Origin of the sequence: Streptomyces griseomycini, from assembly GCF_014203535.1 — a bacterium.
GTDB classification, from domain to species: domain Bacteria; phylum Actinomycetota; class Actinomycetes; order Streptomycetales; family Streptomycetaceae; genus Streptomyces; species Streptomyces griseomycini.
Window position 1 is genome coordinate 126208 of the sequence record NZ_JACHJI010000004.1, and the last position, 18678, is coordinate 144885.

An 18678-nucleotide genomic window follows, 5' to 3' on the forward strand; every position below is an offset into this window, starting at 1 on the left:
CGCCACGTCGCGGCCGGTGACACCCCCGCCCTGTCCCGGTTGTCGGTGCCGGGTGGCAGGATCGAGACATGCCAGACCTGCTCGATGCCACCCCTTACGATGCCCTGCTCCTGCTCTCCTTCGGCGGCCCGGAGGGTCCGGACGACGTGGTCCCGTTCCTGGAGAACGTCACGCGCGGGCGCGGAATCCCCAAGGAACGCCTGAAGGAGGTCGGGCAGCACTACTTCATGTTCGGCGGGGTCAGCCCCATCAACGACCAGAACCGCGCCCTGCTGGACGCGCTGCGCAAGGACTTCGCCGACCACGGCCTGGACCTGCCGGTCTACTGGGGCAACCGCAACTGGGCGCCGTACCTCACCGACACCCTGCGCGAGATGGTCCGGGACGGCCGCCGCCGCGTCCTCGTCCTGGCCACCAGCGCCTACGCCTCGTACTCCGGCTGCCGCCAGTACCGCGAGAACCTCGCCGACGCGCTCGCGGCCCTGGAGGCGGAGGGCCTGGAGCTGCCGACGGTCGACAAGCTGCGGCACTACTTCAACCACCCCGGTTTCGTGGAGCCCATGATCGACGGGGTCGTCCGGTCGCTCGCCGACCTCCCCGAGGACGTCCGCGACGGCGCGCACATCGCCTTCTGCACCCACTCCATCCCGAACGCCGCCGCGGACACCTCCGGCCCCGTCGAGGAGCACGGCGACGGCGGTGCCTACGTCAGGCAGCACCTGGACGTGGCCCGGCTGATCGCCGACGCCGTCCGGGAGCGCACCGGCGTCGACCACCCCTGGCAGCTCGTCTACCAGTCCCGTTCGGGCGCCCCGCACATCCCCTGGCTGGAGCCCGACATCTGCGACCACCTCGAGGAGCGGCACGCCGCCGGGGTCCCGGCCGTGGTGATGGCCCCCATCGGCTTCGTCTCCGACCACATGGAGGTCCTCTACGACCTCGACACGGAGGCCAAGGCCAAGGCCGAGGAGCTGGGTCTGCCGGTGCGCCGCTCGGCGACCGTCGGCGCCGACCCGCGGTTCGCCGCCGCGGTCCGTGAGCTGGTCGTCGAGCGCGCCGCCGCCGAGCGCGGGCAGGACGTCACGCCGTGCGCCCTGGGTGCCCTCGGCGCGAGCCACGACCTGTGCCCGGTCGGCTGCTGCCCGGCCCGTGCCCCGCGCCCCGCCGCCGCGGGCGCCGACAGCCCCTACGCATGAGGAGCCCCGTGACCGACCCCCTGCACGCGGAACTGCTCCGGCTCGCCCGTGAAGCGGCACGGCGCGCGGGCGAGCTGCTGCGGGACGGCCGCCCGGCCGACCTGGCGGTCGCCGCCACCAAGTCCAGCCCGATCGACGTCGTCACCGAGATGGACATCGCGGCCGAGAAGCTGATCACCACGCTGATCACCGAGCGCCGCCCCCAGGACGGCTTCCTCGGCGAGGAGGGTGCCTCCACCGAGGGCACCAGCGGCATCCGCTGGGTGATCGACCCGCTCGACGGCACGGTCAACTACCTGTACGGCCTGCCCACCTGGGCCGTCTCCATCGCCGCCGAGCAGGACGGCGAGACGGTGGCCGGAGCCGTCGTCGCCCCGATGCGGGGGGAGGCGTACCACGCGGTGCGCGGCGGCGGCGCCTGGGCCACGGGCGCGTGGGACGGCGAGCGCAGGCTCACCTGCCGCCCGGCACCGCCCCTGGACCAGGCCCTGGTCTCGACCGGATTCAACTACGTCGCCGAGGTCCGCGCCCACCAGGCCGGCGTCGCGCAGCGGCTGATCCCCCTCCTGCGGGACATCCGGCGCGGCGGCTCGGCCGCGGTGGACCTGTGCGACGTCGCCGCGGGCCGCCTCGACGGCTACTACGAGCGGGGACTGCACCCCTGGGACCTCGCCGCCGGTGACCTGATCGCCCGCGAGGCGGGCGCGCTGACCGGCGGACGCCCCGGGGAGCGCCCGTCGTGGGACCTCACGGTCGCGGCCACCCCGGGCGTCTTCGAGCCCCTCCAGCGGCTCCTGGAGGACTTCGGCGCCTGGCACGACTGACAGGGCTCCGACGCCCCGTGGGGGGACGGGCGGAGAACGGAAGAACGACGGGCCCCGGCGCTGGATTCGCCGGGGCCCGCTCCGTACGGGCTGATCAGACGCCGGACGCGCCGACCTCCACGCCGTGCTCGGCGGCGAGACGGTGCAGGTCGTCGAGTTCGCCCTGCTCCACCTCGACGAGGAAGTCGTCGCCCTCGTCACGAGCCCGCGACAGATCGGACTCGGTCGCCCTTATGCGCTGCAGAAGTCCTGCGGTGAATGCGTCCATGCTGCGCCCCCTCGTCCTGGGTCGGTGGATCGGTGGCACGGGGGTGTGCCGTTCGGAAGGGACGATCACGTCTGAAGCGGATGCCCGGTGCCGCACGGCTGGAGGCGACGGTGCCGGACACCCACGCCCGCTCTGCGGAAGCGGTTTGATGCGCACCGCATGGTGGTGCGGTACATGCAGAGCGTGATCGCGGGATGTAAGACCCGTCCTCCCCAAGCTGCCTTCCGCGGAAACCTAACCGCACCGGAAAATCTCGTATTCCCGTTCCGTTCCCCCGGACGTTCCCCGGTCCCGCACCCGCCCGCCACCGTGTCCGCGCCGTCCGCCCACCCGTCCTGCCGCCGCCCGCCACCCGCCTTACAGCCGACTTACGGCCGAAAAAGGCAGGATGGAGGTCAACACACCCATCAGTACCCCTGCCCGCGTGCGCCCACCGGCGCCGTCCGGCAGGACATGAGGAAGGACAAGCGACGTGCGCGTACTCGTCGTCGAGGACGAGCAACTGCTCGCCGATGCGGTGGCCACCGGACTGCGCCGGGAGGCCATGGCCGTCGACGTCGTGTACGACGGTGCGGCCGCCATGGAGCGCATCGGCGTCAACGACTACGACGTGGTCGTCCTCGACCGCGACCTCCCGCTCGTGCACGGTGACGACGTCTGCCGCAGGATCGTCGAGCTCGGCATGCCCACGCGCGTGCTGATGCTGACGGCGTCCGGTGACGTCAGCGACCGGGTCGAGGGCCTGGAGATCGGCGCCGACGACTATCTGCCCAAGCCCTTCGCGTTCAGCGAGCTCATCGCCCGTGTGCGCGCCCTCGGACGGCGTACGAGCGTGCCGCTGCCGCCGGTCCTGGAGCGTGCCGGGATCAAGCTCGACCCCAACCGCCGCGAGGTCTTCCGCGACGGCAGGGAGGTCCAGCTCGCGCCCAAGGAGTTCGCCGTCCTGGAGGTGCTCATGCGCAGCGAGGGCGCGGTCGTCTCCGCGGAGCAGCTGCTGGAGAAGGCCTGGGACGAGAACACCGACCCGTTCACCAACGTGGTGCGGGTGACCGTGATGACCCTGCGCCGCAAGCTGGGCGAGCCGCCGGTGATCGTCACGGTGCCCGGCTCCGGTTACCGGATCTGATCACCCGTGGCAGCGACACCCGCACCCCCGCAGACGCCCCCCAAGCCCACCTGGGACCCTCCGACGCCCGCTCCGTTCCCGTGGCTGCGCCCGACCATCCGGATAAGGCTCACGCTGCTGTACGGCGGCATGTTCCTGATCGCCGGCATCCTGCTGCTGTCGATCATCTACCTGCTGGCCGCCCAGGCGCTCGACACCGGCAACGAGCCGCTCTTCAAGATCGTCGACGGCTCGAACATCAAGGTCGCCAGCGAGAACTGCCCCGCGGTCGACTCCAGCAGCCTGACGCTCCCCGAGTTCAACGCCGCGATCAGCGACTGTGTCGACCTCCAGCGCCGGATCGCCCTGGACAACCTGCTCAGCCGCTCGCTGCTGGCCCTGCTCGGTCTCGCGGTCATCGCCTTCGCCTTCGGCTACGCCATGGCCGGCCGCGTGCTCTCGCCGCTGGGCCGGATCACCCGCACCGCCCGCGCGGTGGCGGGCTCGGACCTGTCCCGCCGGATCGAGCTGGACGGCCCGGACGACGAGCTGAAGGAGCTGGCCGACACCTTCGACGACATGCTGGAGCGGCTCCAGCGGGCGTTCACCGCCCAGCAGCGCTTCGTCGGCAACGCCTCGCACGAGCTGCGCACCCCGCTGGCGATCAACCGCACGCTCCTCGAGGTGCACCTCTCCGACCCGAACGCCCCGGTGGAGCTGCAACAGCTGGGCAAGACCCTGCTGGCCACCAACGAGCGCAGCGAACAGCTCGTCGAGGGACTGCTGCTGCTCGCCCGCAGCGACAACCAGATCGTCGAGCGCAAGGCCGTGGACCTCGCCGAGGTGGCCTCCCAGGCGGTCGACCAGGCACACGCCGAGGCGGAGGCCAAGGGCGTGGAGATCCGCGGCACCCGCGAGCCCGCGGTCGTCCAGGGCAACGGCGTGCTGCTGGAGCGGATCGCCCTGAACCTGGTGCAGAACGCCGTGCGCTACAACGTGCCCGAGAACGGCTGGGTCGAGGTCACCACCCGGGTCCAGCACGGCCAGGCGGTCCTGGTGGTGGCCAACACGGGCCCGGTGGTGCCGGCGTACGAGATCGACAACCTCTTCGAGCCGTTCCGGCGGCTGCGCACCGAGCGCACGGGCAGCGACAAGGGCGTGGGACTCGGGCTGTCCATCGTCCGGTCGGTGGCCCGGGCGCACGGCGGGCACATCTCGGCCCAGCCGCGGGAGGGGGGCGGGCTCGTGATGCGGTTCACCCTGCCCGTCTGAAATCATGCCGCCGACACACGGGGATGTTCGCTTTGCGCGGAATTTTCGGAGCACTCTCCGGGCGTTCCCGTGTGTGATCGATCACATGGGCGATTTTCCGGCCATCCACTCTCCGTGATCATGCGACCCGTCGGAAGGCCGGGAAAATCCCGGTTTTCAGGGGCCCTGATCACGGGAAGTACACGGTGAGACGCCTTTGAAGTGCGGCATTCGGACCGTGTACGGTCCCCTTCGCCATCCAAGCCGATCACTCGTGAGGAGTCCGGTTGGGTGTCGATTGAGTAACAGACCTTGATGTGAGGCAAAATCTCCGCCTCGGGTCGGGCACAAGTCCGGCCTCTCACGCGTTACGTGCGCTGGAGACACCGCAGACACCCAGAGGGGGAGAGCGACATGGCAACCGACTACGACACTCCACGCAAGACCGACGACGACGTCGACTCGGACAGCCTCGAAGAACTGAAGGCACGCCGGAACGACAAGTCGGCATCTGCCGTGGACGTCGACGAGTTCGAGGCCGCCGAGGGCCTCGAACTGCCCGGAGCGGACCTCTCGAACGAGGAGCTGGCCGTCCGGGTCCTGCCCAAGCAGCAGGACGAGTTCACCTGCATGAGCTGCTTCCTGGTGCATCACCGCAGCCAGCTGGCCCGCGAGAAGAACGGCCAGCCGATCTGCCGCGACTGCGACTGAGGACGGGTCGGCCGTGACTGGCTCGACCCCTCCCCGGAAGCGCCGCTTCCTCGCGAGGGGAGCGGACACAGGGTCGCAGGACGGCCCGCAGCACGACGCGCGTGACGACGAGCGAGGCCCGACCGACACCGGGACGGCCTCGCTCGAACCGGCAGCCGACCGGGGTGACCTCCCGGTGTCCGTGGAGGTCACCGCCCCCGTGGCCCGCCGGCGGATCGCGGCGTTCCGGGAGAAGGCCAGGGAAGGCGCCCGCAGGGGCGGCGTCCACGCGCGGGCGGGACTGGCGCATCTCGCGGACCGGATCATCGAGATCGCCCCACGCGTGCCCGTACGGGACCTCCGGACGCTGCGCAGGCAGTTCCCCGGGCTCGGTCCGGAGGAGCTCGCCGACAAGCTCGTGGCGGGAGCCGCGAGGGCCACGGCGACCGTCGGGGCCGGAGTCGGCGCGGCGGCGGCGCTTCCCGTGCCGCCCGCGATGCCGGCGGAGCTGGCCGCCGAGGTCACCGGCGTCGCGGCGATCGAACTCAAGCTGATCGCCGAACTCCACGAGGTCTACGGCGTACGACCGCCGGGCAACCTCGCCCAGCGCAGCACCGTGTACCTGAACTCCTGGTCGGAGGAGCGCGGGATCGAGGCGACGAAACCCTCGACCGTGAGTGCGGCGCTCAACACCCGCATGAAGCGCGAACTGCGCCAGCGGATCATGAAGCGCACGGTCCGCAACCTGCCGAACCTGATGCCGTTCCTGGTGGGAGCGGCCGTCGGCGCGGCCATGAACCGCCGGGACACCAGAAAGCTCGCCGACCGCATCCGCACGGACCTGCGCAGGATCCAGGTGTCCTGGGACGAGCTGTCCGCGCTCCCCGACCTGGAGCGTCCCGCGGACGCCCTGGAGCTGGACCGCCTCCCCGAGGACGCCCTCAAGGAGCTCGGCGGCCGCACCGGGAGGCCGGGGAAGGGCGACGAGCGCGGGGAGCCGTGAAGCGCCCGCGGGTGAGGTCCCGCCCGCGCGTTCCCCCGCGTGTTCTCCCCGCGCGTTCCCCCGCGGGTTCTCCCGACGCGACTACGCGGCGGCCTGCGCCGCCCGCAGCGCCTCGGCCAGCCGCTCCGGCTCACGGGTCGACAGGAAGACGTAGGGAGTCGGGTCCTCCGGGTCCGTGATCTCCACGCGCAGCGCTCCGGGGATGTAGGCGCGCAGCAGCATGAAACAGCGTGGGTCGGCCTTGTAGGTGCGCCAGGCGCGGGCCTCCTCGGCGTCCAGGACCTCCGCCTCGCCCAGCGCCGTCACCGGGATCTTCGCCTCGCCCGCGATCAGGCTGCCGCCCACGACCCGGATGCGCACCGAGCCGTAGGAACTGGCCACCACCGCCGCGACGGCGGTGCCGCCGGCCAGACCGCCGAGCATCGGCAGCGTGCCGAACGGCAGCAGGATCAGCGCCATCGAGATCCCCGCCAGGAGGGAGATCAGCCACCAGGAGCGGGGGGCGGTCAGGCGTTCTTCGTACGGGGTGGCGGAGAGCTGCATGGATCCAAGCTTGGCACGGTGGCGGAGGAGGGCTGGTGCGCGGGTAAGGTCTGCGGCTGTGAGTGGTACTTCCGCAGCTCTCCAGCCCCCGGCCGACGCCGTGAAACCGGTGCGCCATCCGGACGCCCCCGCACCCGGTGAACTCCTCGGTGCCCACTACGGCCAGTGTTTCGGCTGCGGTGACGAGCAGGCCCACGGGCTGCACCTCAAGGCCCGCGCGGGCGAAGGGGTGTCGATCACCGCCGAGTTCACCGTGCAGACCGCCCACCAGGGCGCCCCCGGCCTCGCGCACGGCGGTGTGCTCGCCACCGCCCTGGACGAGACGCTCGGCTCGCTGAACTGGCTGCTGCGCGTCATCGCGGTGACCGGCAGGCTGGAGACCGACTTCGTCCTCCCCGTGCCGGTCGGCACGACGCTGTACCTGGAGGCGGAGGTCACGGCGGTGGCCGGACGGAAGATCTACTGCAGCGCCACCGGACGCATCGGCGGCCCGGACGGGCCCGTCGCGGTCCGCGCCGACGCGCTGTTCATCGAGGTCAAGGTCGACCACTTCATCGACCACGGCCGCGAGGAGGAGATCCAGGCCGCGATGAGCGACCCCGACCAGGTCCGGCGCGCCCGCGCCTTCGAGGTGAACCCGTGAGCGGGCCCCGCCGCGGCGCACTCGAGGTGCTGCTCCGGCGCGTCGACCCGGACGTACCGCTCCCGGCGTACGAGCACCCGGGTGACGCGGGAGCCGACCTGCGCACCACCGAGGCGTGCGAACTGGCCCCCGGTGAACGGGCCGTGCTGCCCACCGGGGTGTCTGTGGCCCTGCCCGAGGGGTACGCGGCCTTCGTGCACCCGCGATCCGGTCTCGCCGCCCGCTGTGGCGTCGCCCTGGTGAATGCCCCGGGGACGGTTGATGCCGGGTACCGTGGGGAGATCAAGGTGATCGTGGTGAATCTCGATCCGCGCGAGACCGTGCGGTTCGAGCGCTTCGACCGGATTGCCCAACTGGTCGTCCAGCAGGTCGAGAGGGTCCGCTTCGTGCCGGTGGCGGAGCTTCCCGGCTCGGCGCGGGCCGAGGGGGGCTTCGGGTCCACCGGCGGGCACGCCTCGGTGGAGGGCGAGAACGGCACAAGCGGTCAGGCCGCCGTCGGCGGCACAGCGGGTGGGAATCGATACGCTTCGGTCGTATCCGACCGGGAAGGACAGTGACGTGTTCGGACGTCGCAAGAAGAAGGATGCCGCCGAGGGTGCGGCCGGCGAGGCCGAGCAGGTCGTCGACGGTGTCGACGCTGAGGCGGACGGCGAGGGCGAGCGGCTGAGGCTCGAGCCGGCCCCGCGGCCCGACGGGCCCTGGGACAGCTCCGAGGTCCGTGAGCCCGGCGAGGGCCGGGTCGACCTGGGCGGTCTGTTCGTGCCCGGCGTCGACGGCATGGAACTGCGGGTCGAGGTCGCGGGCGACGCGATCGTCGCGGCCACCGTCGTGCTGCGCGACAGCGCCATCCAGCTGCAGGCCTTCGCCGCCCCCAAGCGTGAGGGCATCTGGGGCGAGGTGCGCGAGGAGATCGCGGCCGGCATCACCCAGCAGGGCGGCATCATCGACGAGGTCGAGGGCCCGCTGGGCTGGGAGCTGCGGGCCCAGGTGCCGGTGCAGCTGCCGGACGGCACCGGCGGCTTCCAGGTCGTGCGGTTCGTCGGTGTGGACGGCCCCCGCTGGTTCCTGCGCGGGGTGATCTCGGGTCAGGGCGCGGTGCAGCCGCAGGCCGCCGGGCTGCTGGAGCAGATCTTCCGGGACACGGTCGTGGTGCGCGGCGAGGGCCCGATGGCACCGCGCGACCCGATCGTCCTGAAGCTGCCGAACGACGCCCAGATGGTCCCGGAGAACGTCCAGCAGGAGGAGGGCTCCCGTTTCGCGGGCGGCATGAGCCGGCTGCAGCGCGGGCCGGAGATCACCGAGGTCCGCTAGGGTCTTCCGTTCGGATCGGGCCGGATCGGGGAGCGGGGTCCGGTGCCGTGCGTCGCGAGGCGGAGGAGGGCGGCAGGGCGGAGTCCCGCCGACCGACGACGACGCGGCGGTGGGGGCCCTCCCGCGCGAGCGGAGCCGCGCGCGGGGGAATGGTGCCAGGGCCCTCGGGCCCGGCGTGATCCGAACGAGAGGCCCCGGGTCCCGCCGGCGGACCGGGCCCGAGGAGACCGACGCCGTCGCCGGCGGCATCCCCGCTCGAAGAACCCGGTCGTGCCGCCCCGCGTCCCCGGCGTGATCCGCCGGACGGACCCCCGCGGACTTCCGACCGGGCCGTACCCGCCGGGTGCGACCCGGCAGGACCGTTGATCGACCGGGCGCCCGGTGGGGATACTGACGTCCGGTCGCGGGGGAGGGCGGAGCGATGAGCCAGGTGGTCACCGGCACCATGGTCCGGGTGTCGGACGTGCACAAGTCGTACGGCACCGGAGCCGCCGCGGTGCACGCGCTGCGCGGGGTCTCCTTCGACGTCCCGCGCGGCGAGCTGGTCGCCCTCAAGGGACGCTCGGGTTCCGGCAAGACCACGCTCCTGAACATCGTCGGCGGCCTCGACGCACCCGACCGGGGACGGGTCGAGATCGACGGACTCGACCTCGCCGGCCTCGACGAGAACGGGCTGCTCGCGCTGCGCCGGGACCACGTCGGCTTCGTCTTCCAGTCCTTCGGCCTCATCCCGATCCTCACCGCCGCCGAGAACGTCGGGGTCCCGCTGCGGTTGCGCCGGGCCGACCCGCGCGAGCGCGAGGAGCGCGTCGAACTGCTGCTGTCCCTGGTCGGCCTCGCCGACCACGCGGCCCAGCGGCCCGGCGAGCTGTCCGGCGGCCAGCAGCAGCGGGTCGCCATCGCCCGCGCCCTCGCCAACAGCCCCTCCCTCCTCATCGCCGACGAGCCCACCGGCCAGCTGGACGCGGAGACCGGGCACGCCGTGATGGAGCTGCTGCGCGCGGTCGTCCACAGCGAGCGGGTCACCGCGCTCGTCGCCACGCACGACGCGACCCTGCTCGACCTCGCCGACCGGGTCCTGGAGCTGAACGACGGCGAGATCGCCGAACGCTGAGGCGTCGCCCCCTCGTGCTCCGCACCGGCGTCAGGGTCGCGTCAAGGACGCTCCCCGAGCCCCGGCCGGTGGCTCCGGGGCGTGCCGTCCCGCCGTAAGGTCGACTGCGCCAGCCAGTTGACCGGAAGACAATGAGGCCATGGGACGCGGCAAGCTTCGGATCCACCTCGGTGCGGCACCGGGCGTCGGCAAGACGTACGCGATGCTGTCCGAGGCGCACCGGCGCGTCGAGCGCGGCACCGACTGCGTGGTGGCCTTCGTCGAGCACCACGACCGGCCGCGCACCGAGGCGCTGCTGCACGGCCTGGAGCAGGTCCCGCGCAGGGAACTGGAACACCGCGGGGCCGTCCTCCCCGAGATGGACCTCGACGCCGTCCTCGCCCGCCGCCCCCAGGTGGCCCTCGTCGACGAGCTCGCCCACACCAACGTCCCCGGGTCCCGCAACGCCAAGCGCTGGCAGGACGTGGAGGAACTGCTGGCGGCCGGGATCGACGTGCTCTCGACGGTCAACATCCAGCACCTCGAATCGCTGGGCGACGTCGTGGAGTCGATCACCGGCGTACGGGAGCGGGAGACCGTGCCGGACGAGGTGGTGCGGCGGGCGGACCAGATCGAGCTGGTCGACATGGCGCCCGAGGCGCTGCGCCGCCGCATGGCGCACGGCAACATCTACCAGCCGGACAAGGTCGACGCGGCCCTGTCGAACTACTTCCGCCTCGGCAACCTCACCGCGCTCAGGGAACTGGCGCTGCTGTGGGTGGCCGACCGGGTCGACGCCCACCTCCAGCGCTACCGCAGCGAGCACGAGGTCTCCGCCATATGGGGCTCGCGCGAACGGATCGTGGTCGGTCTGACCGGCGGCCCCGAGGGCCGCACCCTGATCCGGCGGGCCGCGCGGCTGGCGGAGAAGGGCGCCGGCGGCGAGGTCCTCGCCGTCTACATCGCCCGCGGCGACGGACTCACCGCCGCCTCGCCGAAGGAACTCGCCGAGCAGCGCTCCCTGGTGGAGGACCTGGGCGGCACCTTCCACCACGTCGTCGGCGACGACATCCCGGCCGCCCTGCTCGCCTTCGCGCGCGGGGCGAACGCCACGCAGATCGTGCTGGGCTCCTCGCGCCGCAAGACCTGGCAGTACGTCTTCGGCCCCGGCGTCGGCGCGACCGTCGCGCGGGACTCGGGACCGGACCTGGACGTGCACATCGTCACCCACGAGGAGATAGCCAAGGGGCGCGGGCTCCCGGTGGCCCGGGGCGCCCGGCTGGGGCGGTCGCGCAGGGCGACGGGCTGGGCGGTCGGCGTGGCCGGCCCGGCGCTGCTGGCCGTGCTGCTCAGCGCCGTCGACCCGGGGCTCGCCAACGACATGCTGCTGTTCCTGGCGCTGACGGTCGCGGCGGCCCTGGTCGGCGGACTGTGGCCGGCGCTGGCCTCGGCGGTGGCCGGCTCCCTGCTGCTCAACTACTTCTACACCCCGCCCCTGCACACCTGGACCGTCTCGGACCCCAGGAACATCGTCGCCATCGTGGTCTTCGTCGCCGTCGGCGCGGCGGTGGCCTCCGTCGTCGACCTCGCAGCCCGCCGCACCCACCAGGCGGCCCGGCTGCGCGCCGAGTCGGAGATCCTGTCCTACCTCGCCGGCAACGTGCTGCGCGGCGAGACCGGCCTGGAGGACCTGCTGGAGCGGGTGCGCGAGACCTTCGGCATGGAATCGGCGGCCCTGCTGGAACGCGCCGACGACGTCGAGCCGTGGACCTGCGCCGGACGCGCGGGCCGGGGACGGCCGGTCGAGCGGCCCGAGGACGCGGACGTGGACGTGCCGGTCGGCGACCACATGGCGCTCGCGCTGACCGGCCGGGTGCTGCCCGCCGAGGACGGCCGGGTGCTCGCCGCCTTCGCCGCGCAGGCCGCCGTCGTGCTGGACCGCCGCCGGCTGCGCGAGGAGGCGGACCGGGCCCGCGCCCTCGCCGAGGGCAACCGCATCCGCACCGCGCTGCTGGCCGCCGTCAGCCACGATCTGCGCACCCCGCTGGCCGGGATCAAGGCGGCGGTCTCCTCCCTGCGCTCCGAGGACGTCGACTGGTCGCCCGAGGACACCGCCGAACTGCTCGCGAGCATCGAGGAGGGCGCCGACCGGCTGGACCACCTGGTGGGCAACCTGCTCGACATGTCACGGCTGCAGACCGGCACGGTCACCCCGCTGATCCGCGAGATCGACGTGGACGAGGTGGTGCCGATGGCGCTCGGCGGGGTGTCCGAGGGCAGCGTCGTCCTGGACGTCCCCGAGACCCTGCCCATGGTCGCCGCGGACCCCGGGCTGCTGGAGCGGGCGATGGCCAACGTGATCGAGAACGCCGCCAAGTACAGCCCGCCCGGCGTGCCCGTCCTGGTCGCCGCCAGTGCCCACGCCGACCGCGTCGAGGTGCGGGTGGTCGACCGCGGCCCCGGGGTCCCCGACGAGGTGAAGGACCACATCTTTGAACCCTTCCAGCGGCACGGCGACGCCCCGCGCGGAGCCGGCGTCGGCCTCGGACTGGCCGTCGCGCGGGGCTTCGCCGAGGCCATGGGCGGCACGCTCGACGCCGAGGACACGCCCGGTGGCGGTCTCACCATGACGCTCACCCTCCGCGCGGCGGCAGCGGAGCGCCCGGAGCCCGTACCCGCCGCAGAACCGGAAAGGCAGCTCTCATGACCCGTGTGCTGGTGGTCGACGACGAGCCGGCGATCGTGCGCGCCCTCGTGATCAACCTCAGGGCACGCTCCTACGAGGTCGACGCGGCCCACGACGGGGCCGGCGCCCTCCGTACGGCCGCCGCCCGCCACCCCGACGTGGTCGTCCTCGACCTGGGCCTGCCCGACATGGACGGCGTCGAGGTGATCCGGGGGCTGCGCGGCTGGACCCGGGTCCCGATCCTGGTGCTGTCCGCGCGGCACGCCTCCGAGGAGAAGGTCCAGGCACTGGACGCGGGGGCCGACGACTACGTCACCAAGCCCTTCGGCATGGACGAGCTGCTGGCCCGGCTGAGGGCCGCCGTGCGCCGCGCCGAGCCCGTCGGCGACGGGGGCGACACGGTGGTGGAGACCGCCACGTTCACCGTCGACCTGGCCGCGAAGAAGGTCAACCGCGACGGCAAGGACGTACGGCTGACCCCCACGGAGTGGCACCTGCTGGAGGTGCTGGTGCGGGGCGGCGGCCGTCTGGTGGCGCAGAAGCAGTTGCTGCGGGAGGTGTGGGGGCCGTCGTACGGGACGGAGACGAACTACCTGCGCGTGTACATGGCGCAGCTGCGCCGGAAGCTGGAGGCCGATCCGTCACATCCGAAGCACTTCATCACCGAGCCGGGGATGGGCTACCGCTTCGAGAAGTGAAGGTCAGGACGGTGCCGGGCCGGAAGCCCGGCAGCGGTTGGACGGCGGGCGGCCGGGTCCGGCCGCCCGGGGCTACGTCACCGTCGGTGCCCCCCGGTACGCTTCAGATATGAGTGCTGTTCCTCGTTCCGAGAAGCCGGCGGGCCGGTTCCGGCGCATGCTCGACCGGCTCTCCTCGTCGCAGGAGGACCTGGAGTCCGAGGAACTGCGTGAGGACGCCGAGACCACCGGCTGTACGCGGATAGGCGACTGCCAGGACCGGCAGGTGGTGACGGTTACTGGTACCTTGCGCACGGTCACGCTGCGGCCGCGCGCGGGGGTGCCGGCCCTGGAGGCCGAGTTGTTCGACGGCTCCGCCGCGCTGGACGTGGTGTGGCTCGGCAGACGCTCCATCGTGGGGATCGAGCCGGGGCGCAAGCTGATCGCATCGGGCCGGATCTCGATGAGCCGGGGCCGCCGGGTGCTGTTCAATCCGAAATACGAACTGAGACCCCTCGGACGGGAGTAGCCGGTGACGTCGCTCGACAAGCCGACAACCGACGACAAGCCGACCACCGACGACACCTCCCCGGACGACGCCCGGGCGGTGACCGAAGCCGCGCTGTTCGAGGCGTTCGGCGGGGTGCGGGGCATGGTCGAGACGGTGCTGCCCGGGCTCCTCTTCGTCAGCATCTACACGGTCAACAAGGACCTGCACATGTCGGCGATCGCGGCGCTCGCCGTGGCGCTGGTGATGGTCGTGGTCCGGCTGGTGAGGAAGGACACCGTCAAGCACGCCTTCAGCGGTGTCTTCGGCGTCGCCTTCGGCGTGGTCTTCGCGATGATGACCGGCAACGCCAAGGACTTCTACCTGCCGGGCATGCTCTACACGCTGGGCCTGGCCCTGGCGTACATCGTCACCGCGATGGCCGGTGTCCCGCTGATCGGTCTGATGCTGGGGCCCGTCTTCAAGGAGAACCTCTCCTGGCGCACCCGCAACCCCGGCCGCAAGAAGGCCTACACCAAGGCCAGCTGGGCCTGGGGGCTGATCCTGCTCGGCAAGAGCGCGATCCTGTTCCCGCTGTACTGGTGGGCGGACACGACCCAGCTGGGCTGGGTGCTGGTCACGCTGAAGATCCCGCCCTTCCTGCTCGCCGTGTACCTGACGTGGGTGTTCCTGGCGAAGGCGCCCCCGCCGATCGACGTGTTCGCGGAGATGGAGGAGCGGGAGCGCGCGGAGGAGGAGCGCAGGGCCGCGTCCGCGCAGGAGGACGGCGGGGCGGCGCCGGCCGGACGGCACCGCAGGCAGCCGTAGCCCCCGGCGGACGAGCCCGCTCCGGCCCGTACGCGAGCGAGGGCGCCCGGAGATCTCCGGGCGCCCTCGCCGTCGTCGGCGGTGCTCAGCGCGCCGTCTCGTCCCGGCGCACCGAGAGCAGGTCCTCCAGCTGTTCCTCGCGGGCCTGGGCGGCCACGAAGAGCAGCTCGTCGCCCGCCTCCAGGGAGTCCTCCCGGGTCGGGGCCAGCACGCGCGTGCCGCGGATGATGGTGACCAGCGAGGTGTCCTGCGGCCACTGGACGTCGCCGACCCGGGTGCCGGCCAGCGCCGACTCCTCGGGCAGGGTCAGCTCGACGAGGTTGGCGTCGCCGTGGCTGAAGCGCAGCAGCCGCACCAGGTCGCCGACGCTGACCGCCTCCTCCACCAGGGCCGACATCAGGCGCGGGGTGGAGACGGCGACGTCCACCCCCCAGGCCTCGTTGAACAGCCACTCGTTCTTCGGGTTGTTCACCCGGGCGACGACCCGCGGAACCCCGTACTCGGTCTTGGCGAGCAGCGAGACGACGAGGTTCACCTTGTCGTCGCCGGTCGCCGCGATGACGACGTTGCAGCGCTGGAGCGCCGCCTCGTCCAGGGACGTGATCTCGCAGGCGTCGGCGAGCAGCCACTCGGCCTGCGGGACGCGCTCGACCGAGATGGCGGTCGGCGCCTTGTCGATGAGCAGGATCTCGTGGCCGTTCTCCAGCAGCTCGCCCGCGATCGAGCGGCCGACCGCGCCGGCTCCGGCAATGGCGACCCTCATCAGTGACCGCCCTCCTGTTCGGGGCCCTTGGCGAACGCCGCCTCGACCCGGTCGATCTCGTCGGTGCGCATCATCACGTGCACCAGGTCGCCCTCCTGCAGCACCGTCTGCGAACTGGGCAGGATCGCCTCGCCGAGCCGGGTCAGGAACGCGACGCGGACGCCGGTCTCGTCCTGCAGCCTGCTGATCCGGTGACCCACCCAGGCCGGGGAGGTGTGCACCTCGGCGAGCTGCACCCCGCCGGTGGGGTCGCGCCACAGCGGCTCGGCGCCCGAGGGGAGCAGCCGGCGCAGCATCTGGTCGGCCGTCCAGCGGACCGTCGCCACGGTGGGGATGCCGAGGCGCTGGTAGACCTCCGCGCGACGGGGGTCGTAGATGCGGGCGGCGACGTTCTCGATGCCGAACATCTCGCGGGCCACCCGCGCGGCGATGATGTTGGAGTTGTCGCCGCTGGAGACGGCGGCGAAGGCGCCCGCCTCCTCGATGCCCGCCTCGCGCAGGGTGTCCTGGTCGAAACCGACCCCGGTGACCCGGCGCCCGCCGAACGAGGAGCCCAGCCGGCGGAAGGCGGTGGGGTCCTGGTCGATCACGGCGACCGTGTGACCCTGCTCCTCCAGGGTCTGGGCCAGGGCGGAACCCACCCTTCCGCAGCCCATGATGACAATATGCATCGCGTCACACCGCGCTTCCTGCAGGCCCTTCGACCTTCACGACTCTCGTGCTCATGTCTCTCTTTCGGCTCGCCAGGCAACACGTCGCGGCCTGAGTGCGGGCCGCCGGGCAACATCATGCCGGGGGAACGCGGTTCCGGTTCCCCCCGGGGCCCGGCTGCCGCGTCCACCCGCCCGAGTCCAACGTATCCGCACCGCGCGGAGGCGCCCGGCACCCGGACGGACGAGCGGGCTCGGGAGACGCGAGGGAGGCGCCGCGGGGGGCGTGCGGTCAGCGACGCGCGATGCTCCGCACGCTCGCCAGCGTGAGGAACCCGAGACCGACGAGGGCGGCCGCGGCGCCGATCAGTTCTGCGGTCGCGTGCATGGAACCTCCACGGAGCGGCGACGGACGGGGCCCGGCCGTACGGACGGGGCTCAGTCATGGACGGGGCTCAGTCATATAGGCATGGAAGCGCCCCGACCTGCCGAACCCGCGGTTCGACCATCCGGTGATTTCACCCGGAGAGCAGAGGTCGTATGGATGCCGTATGGATGTGGGGTGGCGGCCGGGCCGCTCCCTGTTCGAAGGCCTACGATCCTCTGTTGTGTCCAAACTGACCGACGTGCCCAAACGAATTCTGATCGGGCGCGCACTGCGCAGTGACCGGCTGGGCGAAACGCTCCTGCCGAAGCGCGTCGCACTCCCCGTCTTCGCCTCCGACCCGCTGTCCTCCGTGGCGTACGCGCCCGGCGAGGTGCTGCTGGTCCTGTCCATCGCGGGCCTGTCGGCGTACCACTTCAGTCCCTGGATCGCCGCCGCGGTCGTCGTGCTGATGTTCACCGTGGTCGCCTCCTACCGGCAGAACGTGCACGCCTACCCCAGCGGCGGCGGCGACTACGAGGTGGCCACCACCAACCTCGGCCCCAAGGCCGGCCTGACCGTCGCGAGCGCCCTGCTCGTCGACTACGTCCTCACGGTCGCCGTGTCGATCTCCTCCGGCATCGAGAACCTGGGCTCGGCGATCCCGTTCGTCGTCGAGCACAAGGTGGCCTGCGCGATCGGTGTGATCGTGCTGCTGACGCTGATGAACCTGCGCGGGGTCAAGGAGTCGGGCACGCTCTTCGCGGTCCCGACGTACGTCTTCGTCGCGGGCGTCTTCACCATGATCGCCTGGGGGGCGTTCCGCACCGTGGTGCTCGGCGACGAGATGCGGGCACCGACGGCGGACTACGAGATCAAACCCGAACACCCCGGCCTGGCGGGCTTCGCCCTGGTCTTCCTCCTGCTGCGGGCCTTCTCCTCCGGCTGCGCCGCGCTCACCGGCGTCGAGGCGATCTCCAACGGCGTCCCCGCCTTCCGCAAGCCCAAGTCGCGGAACGCGGCGACCACGCTCTTCCTGATGGGCCTGCTCGCCGTCACCATGTTCTGCGGCATCATCGGGCTCGCCATGGCGACCGACGTCCGCATGGCCGAGAACCCGGCCAAGGACCTGGTCCACGACGGCGTCCCGCTCGGCGCGGACTACGTGCAGCACCCGGTGATCTCCCAGGTCGCCGAGGCCGTCTTCGGCCACGGCAGCTTCCTGTTCCTGATCCTCGCCGCCGCCACCGCGCTGGTGCTGTTCCTCGCCGCGAACACCGCCTACAACGGCTTCCCGCTGCTCGGCTCGATCCTCGCCCAGGACCGCTACCTCCCCCGTCAGCTGCACACCCGCGGCGACCGCCTCGCCTTCTCCAACGGCATCGTGCTGCTCGCGGGTGCCGCCGCGCTGCTGGTGTGGATCTACGGCGCCGACTCCACGCGGCTGATCCAGCTCTACATCGTCGGCGTGTTCGTGTCCTTCACGCTCAGCCAGACCGGCATGGTCCGGCACTGGAACCGCCTGCTGGCCACCGAGAACGACCGGGCCAGGCGCCGGCACATGATCCGTTCCCGGGCCATCAACACCTTCGGTGCCTTCTTCACCGGCCTGGTGCTGGTCGTCGTGCTCGTCACCAAGTTCACCCACGGTGCCTGGGTGGCGCTGCTCGGCATGTGCATCTTCTACGCGACGATGACGGCGATCCGCAGGCACTACGACCGCGTCGCCGAGGAGATCGCGGCCCCGGAGACCCCGGGCGACGACGTGGCGCGGCCCTCCCGCGTCCACTCGGTCGTCCTGGTCTCCAAGATCCACCGCCCCACGCTGCGGGCGCTCGCCTACGCCAAGCTGATGCGCTCGGACACCCTCGAGGCGCTCAGCGTCAACGTGGACCCGGCGGACACCAGGGCACTGCACGCGGAGTGGGAGCGACGCGGCATCGACGTCCCCCTGAAGGTGCTCGACTCCCCGTACCGGGAGGTCACGCGGCCGGTCATCGACTACGTGAAGAACCTGCGCAAGGAGTCGCCGCGCGACGTCGTCTCCGTCATCATCCCCGAGTACGTGGTCGGCCACTGGTACGAGCACCTGCTGCACAACCAGAGCGCGCTGCGGCTCAAGGGCCGGCTGCTGTTCACGCCGGGCGTGATGGTGACCTCGGTGCCGTACCAGCTCCAGTCGTCGGAGGCGGCCAAGAAGCGCGCCCGCAAGCGGCAGGAGTGGAACGCGCCCGGTTCGGTGCGGCGCGGTCCGGCGGAGCGGGCGAAGGAGCCCTCCGCGCAGAAGTAGACTGGT

19 protein-coding genes are annotated in these 18678 nt (G+C 72.0%); 15 read left to right on the plus strand and 4 right to left on the minus strand.

Going from position 1 to position 18678, the window contains the following annotated elements:
* Nucleotides 1-68 precede the first annotated feature (68 nt).
* Nucleotides 69-1196 carry a ferrochelatase gene (locus FHS37_RS12470; RefSeq protein WP_184820255.1) on the plus strand — a complete coding sequence of 376 codons (1128 nt, stop codon included), beginning with the start codon at nucleotides 69-71 and terminating at the stop codon, nucleotides 1194-1196.
* An 8-nt stretch (nucleotides 1197-1204) separates the two neighbouring features.
* Complete coding sequence (locus tag FHS37_RS12475) at nucleotides 1205-2020, plus strand: inositol monophosphatase family protein (protein ID WP_184820257.1); 816 nt, start codon at nucleotides 1205-1207, stop codon at nucleotides 2018-2020.
* Between the two features lie 94 nt (nucleotides 2021-2114).
* On the opposite strand, the gene FHS37_RS12480 is transcribed toward FHS37_RS12475, so the two are convergent.
* Complete coding sequence (locus tag FHS37_RS12480) at nucleotides 2115-2288, minus strand: hypothetical protein (protein ID WP_184820259.1); 174 nt, start codon at nucleotides 2286-2288, stop codon at nucleotides 2115-2117.
* Between the two features lie 472 nt (nucleotides 2289-2760).
* Between FHS37_RS12480 and FHS37_RS12485 the strand changes: the two genes are divergently transcribed.
* The 4 genes from FHS37_RS12485 (at nucleotide 2761) to FHS37_RS12500 (ending at nucleotide 6337) form a co-directional block, all read left to right on the plus strand.
* The gene (locus FHS37_RS12485) at nucleotides 2761-3414 is read left to right on the plus strand and encodes a response regulator transcription factor (RefSeq protein ID WP_184820261.1); all 654 of its coding nucleotides are present in this window, start codon (nucleotides 2761-2763) and stop codon (nucleotides 3412-3414) included.
* 6 nt (nucleotides 3415-3420) lie between these two features.
* Nucleotides 3421-4665 carry a sensor histidine kinase gene (locus FHS37_RS12490; protein WP_184820263.1) on the plus strand — a complete coding sequence of 415 codons (1245 nt, stop codon included), beginning with the start codon at nucleotides 3421-3423 and terminating at the stop codon, nucleotides 4663-4665.
* Nucleotides 4666-5058: 393 nt separating this feature from the next.
* Complete coding sequence (locus FHS37_RS12495; protein WP_003993510.1) at nucleotides 5059-5355, plus strand: DUF4193 domain-containing protein; 297 nt, start codon at nucleotides 5059-5061, stop codon at nucleotides 5353-5355.
* A 13-nt stretch (nucleotides 5356-5368) separates the two neighbouring features.
* A complete protein-coding gene (locus tag FHS37_RS12500; protein WP_184820265.1) occupies nucleotides 5369-6337 on the plus strand; it encodes a hypothetical protein in 969 nt (322 codons plus the stop codon).
* Between the two features lie 81 nt (nucleotides 6338-6418).
* Here FHS37_RS12500 and FHS37_RS12505 read toward each other — a convergent pair whose 3' ends face one another.
* Nucleotides 6419-6880 (minus strand): DUF3093 domain-containing protein, encoded by a 462-nt coding sequence (locus FHS37_RS12505; RefSeq protein ID WP_184820267.1) that lies wholly within the window; start codon nucleotides 6878-6880, stop codon nucleotides 6419-6421.
* A gap of 58 nt (nucleotides 6881-6938) precedes the next feature.
* On the opposite strand from FHS37_RS12505, the gene FHS37_RS12510 reads away from it, so the two are divergent.
* The 8 genes from FHS37_RS12510 to FHS37_RS12545 all read left to right on the plus strand — a co-directional run bounded on the left by FHS37_RS12510 (nucleotide 6939) and on the right by FHS37_RS12545 (nucleotide 14605).
* A complete protein-coding gene (locus FHS37_RS12510; RefSeq protein ID WP_184820269.1) occupies nucleotides 6939-7523 on the plus strand; it encodes a PaaI family thioesterase in 585 nt (194 codons plus the stop codon).
* On the plus strand, nucleotides 7520-8080 hold the full coding sequence (gene dut, locus FHS37_RS12515; RefSeq protein WP_184820271.1) for a dUTP diphosphatase: 561 nt from the start codon (nucleotides 7520-7522) through the stop codon (nucleotides 8078-8080). Before FHS37_RS12510 ends, dut begins: the two co-directional genes overlap by 4 nt.
* Before the next feature lies 1 nt (nucleotide 8081).
* Nucleotides 8082-8834, plus strand: a complete 753-nt coding sequence (locus FHS37_RS12520; protein WP_184820273.1) for a DUF3710 domain-containing protein — start codon at nucleotides 8082-8084, stop codon at nucleotides 8832-8834.
* Nucleotides 8835-9255: 421 nt separating this feature from the next.
* Nucleotides 9256-9948, plus strand: a complete 693-nt coding sequence (locus FHS37_RS12525) for an ABC transporter ATP-binding protein (protein ID WP_184820275.1) — start codon at nucleotides 9256-9258, stop codon at nucleotides 9946-9948.
* Between the two features lie 139 nt (nucleotides 9949-10087).
* Nucleotides 10088-12634 carry a DUF4118 domain-containing protein gene (locus tag FHS37_RS12530; RefSeq protein WP_184820277.1) on the plus strand — a complete coding sequence of 849 codons (2547 nt, stop codon included), beginning with the start codon at nucleotides 10088-10090 and terminating at the stop codon, nucleotides 12632-12634.
* On the plus strand, nucleotides 12631-13311 hold the full coding sequence (locus FHS37_RS12535) for a response regulator (RefSeq protein ID WP_184820279.1): 681 nt from the start codon (nucleotides 12631-12633) through the stop codon (nucleotides 13309-13311). The genes FHS37_RS12530 and FHS37_RS12535 overlap by 4 nt, the downstream gene beginning before the upstream one ends.
* Nucleotides 13312-13420: 109 nt before the next feature.
* Nucleotides 13421-13819 carry an OB-fold nucleic acid binding domain-containing protein gene (locus FHS37_RS12540; RefSeq protein WP_184820280.1) on the plus strand — a complete coding sequence of 133 codons (399 nt, stop codon included), beginning with the start codon at nucleotides 13421-13423 and terminating at the stop codon, nucleotides 13817-13819.
* A gap of 3 nt (nucleotides 13820-13822) precedes the next feature.
* Complete coding sequence (locus tag FHS37_RS12545; protein ID WP_184820282.1) at nucleotides 13823-14605, plus strand: DUF3159 domain-containing protein; 783 nt, start codon at nucleotides 13823-13825, stop codon at nucleotides 14603-14605.
* An 85-nt stretch (nucleotides 14606-14690) separates the two neighbouring features.
* Here the strand turns inward: FHS37_RS12545 and FHS37_RS12550 are convergent, their stop codons facing one another.
* Entirely contained in the window at nucleotides 14691-15368 is a 678-nt protein-coding gene (locus FHS37_RS12550) for a potassium channel family protein (protein WP_159536200.1), read from the minus strand.
* Entirely contained in the window at nucleotides 15368-16039 is a 672-nt protein-coding gene (locus FHS37_RS12555) for a potassium channel family protein (protein ID WP_184820284.1), read from the minus strand. Before FHS37_RS12555 ends, FHS37_RS12550 begins: the two co-directional genes overlap by 1 nt.
* Nucleotides 16040-16626: 587 nt before the next feature.
* Between FHS37_RS12555 and FHS37_RS12560 the strand changes: the two genes are divergently transcribed.
* Entirely contained in the window at nucleotides 16627-18672 is a 2046-nt protein-coding gene (locus tag FHS37_RS12560; protein ID WP_184820286.1) for an APC family permease, read from the plus strand.
* Nucleotides 18673-18678 lie beyond the last annotated feature (6 nt).

Bases quoted from the DNA above. Each gene is read 5' to 3' on its own strand.
- FHS37_RS12480 (WP_184820259.1), bottom strand. From the start codon at position 2,288: ATGGACGCATTCACCGCAGGACTTCTGCAGCGCATAAGGGCGACCGAG.
- FHS37_RS12530 (WP_184820277.1), top strand. From the start codon at position 10,088: ATGGGACGCGGCAAGCTTCGGATCCACCTCGGTGCGGCACCGGGCGTC.
- FHS37_RS12540 (WP_184820280.1), top strand. From the start codon at position 13,421: ATGAGTGCTGTTCCTCGTTCCGAGAAGCCGGCGGGCCGGTTCCGGCGC.
- FHS37_RS12525 (WP_184820275.1), top strand. From the start codon at position 9,256: ATGAGCCAGGTGGTCACCGGCACCATGGTCCGGGTGTCGGACGTGCAC.
- FHS37_RS12470 (WP_184820255.1), top strand. From the start codon at position 69: ATGCCAGACCTGCTCGATGCCACCCCTTACGATGCCCTGCTCCTGCTC.
- FHS37_RS12555 (WP_184820284.1), bottom strand. From the start codon at position 16,039: ATGCATATTGTCATCATGGGCTGCGGAAGGGTGGGTTCCGCCCTGGCC.
- FHS37_RS12495 (WP_003993510.1), top strand. From the start codon at position 5,059: ATGGCAACCGACTACGACACTCCACGCAAGACCGACGACGACGTCGAC.
- FHS37_RS12550 (WP_159536200.1), bottom strand. From the start codon at position 15,368: ATGAGGGTCGCCATTGCCGGAGCCGGCGCGGTCGGCCGCTCGATCGCG.
- FHS37_RS12505 (WP_184820267.1), bottom strand. From the start codon at position 6,880: ATGCAGCTCTCCGCCACCCCGTACGAAGAACGCCTGACCGCCCCCCGC.
- FHS37_RS12535 (WP_184820279.1), top strand. From the start codon at position 12,631: ATGACCCGTGTGCTGGTGGTCGACGACGAGCCGGCGATCGTGCGCGCC.